This window comes from Nocardiopsis potens DSM 45234, from assembly GCF_000341105.1.
Taxonomy (GTDB): domain Bacteria; phylum Actinomycetota; class Actinomycetes; order Streptosporangiales; family Streptosporangiaceae; genus Nocardiopsis_A; species Nocardiopsis_A potens.
Genome location: NZ_ANBB01000118.1, coordinates 1 through 1,534 on the forward strand (window position 1 = coordinate 1; position 1,534 = coordinate 1,534).

Consider the following 1,534-nt stretch of genomic DNA (forward strand, 5'->3'; position numbering starts at 1 on the left):
CCCGCAGCCGCCACTTGTTGTGCACCAGCATCAGCAGCTCGCCGTCGCCGCGGCGCCTGAGCACCTCGGCCCCGGACAGGGCGTGCAGGGTCGGGGCGCATTCGGGGGTGGTGCGCCGGGCCAGGGAGTAGTCCAGGTGGGCCAGGTCGATGGGGGCGCGGAACTCCTCGGCCATGCGGTGGGCGACCACCTCGAACTGCAGCGGGCCCACCGCGGCCAGCACCGGGGCCTGCTCGCCGCGCACGTCGGAGGAGAGGACCTGGACCACGCCCTCGGCGTCGAGCTGGGCGATGCCGCGCTGGAACTGCTTGTAGCGGCCGGCGTCGACGGCGCGGGCCACGGCGAAGTGCTCGGGGGCGAAGCTGGGGATGGGCGGGTAGGCGACCTTGGGCCCGTCGTAGAGGGTGTCGCCGACGCTGAGGGCGGCGGCGTTGATCAGGGCGATGACGTCGCCGGGGTAGGCGGTGTCGATGGTGGAGCGCTCCGAGCCGAACACGGCCTGGGTGTACTTGGTGGCGAACGGGCGGCCGGTGGCGGCGTGGGTGAGGACCATGCCGCGGTCGAAGCGGCCGGAGGAGATGCGCACGAAGGCCATCCGGTCGCGGTGGGCCTTGTCCATGCCGGCCTGCATTTTGAAGACCTGGCCGGAGAAGGGGGCCTCGACGGGGCGGTCGCGGCCCTGGGCGTCGGTCTTGGGGGCCGGGGGCGGGGCCAGGCGGACCAGGGTCTCCAGCAGGGCGCCGACGCCGAAGTTGGGCAGGGCGGCGCCGAACAGCAGGGGTGAGGACTCCCCGGCCAGGAACGACTTCTCGTCGTAGACCGCGCCGATCTCGCCGAGCAGCTCGATCTCCTCCTGGGCCTGGGCCCAGGCCGCGCCCTCCTGCTCGGCGGCCTGCTCGGCGCCGAGGAACTCCTCCTCGGCCTTGGCCGCCCCGCCGGGGGCGCGGCGGAACCGGGTGAGGCCGGAGCGGGCCGACTCCTCCCCGCCGCTCAGGTCGAGCAGGCCGCGGAAGTCGCCGGCGATGCCCACCGGCCAGTTCAGCGGGGTCGGGCGCAGCCCGATCCGCTGCTCGATCTCGTCCATCAGCTCCAGCGGCTCGCGGCCGGGCCGGTCCCACTTGTTGACGAAGGTGATCACCGGCATCCTGCGCGCCCGGCACACGTCGAACAGCTTCAGCGTCTGCGGCTCCAGGCCCTTGGCCGAGTCCAGCAGCATCACCGCGCAGTCCACCGCCGACAGCACCCGGTAGGTGTCCTCGGAGAAGTCGGCGTGGCCCGGGGTGTCCAGCAGGTTGAGCACCCGGCCGTCGTAGTCGATGCGCAGCGCGGCGGAGGTGATGGAGATGCCGCGGGCCTGCTCCATGTCCATCCAGTCGGAGGTGACCCCGCGCCGGTCGCCCTTGCCGTGCACCGCCCCGGCCGAGGTGATCGCCGCGGCGTGCAGCGCCAGCGCCTCGGTCAGCGTCGACTTGCCCGCGTCCGGGTGGGAGATCACCGCGAACGTCCGCCGCCGCGCCGCCTCCGCCGCCGCCTC

1 protein-coding gene is annotated in these 1,534 nt (G+C 73.9%); it reads right to left on the reverse strand.

Going from position 1 to position 1,534, the window contains the following annotated elements; all coding sequences use genetic code 11:
* A partial coding sequence (locus D459_RS0130155) for a peptide chain release factor 3 (RefSeq protein ID WP_017596713.1) occupies positions 1-1,534 on the reverse strand: 1,534 nt, incomplete at both ends.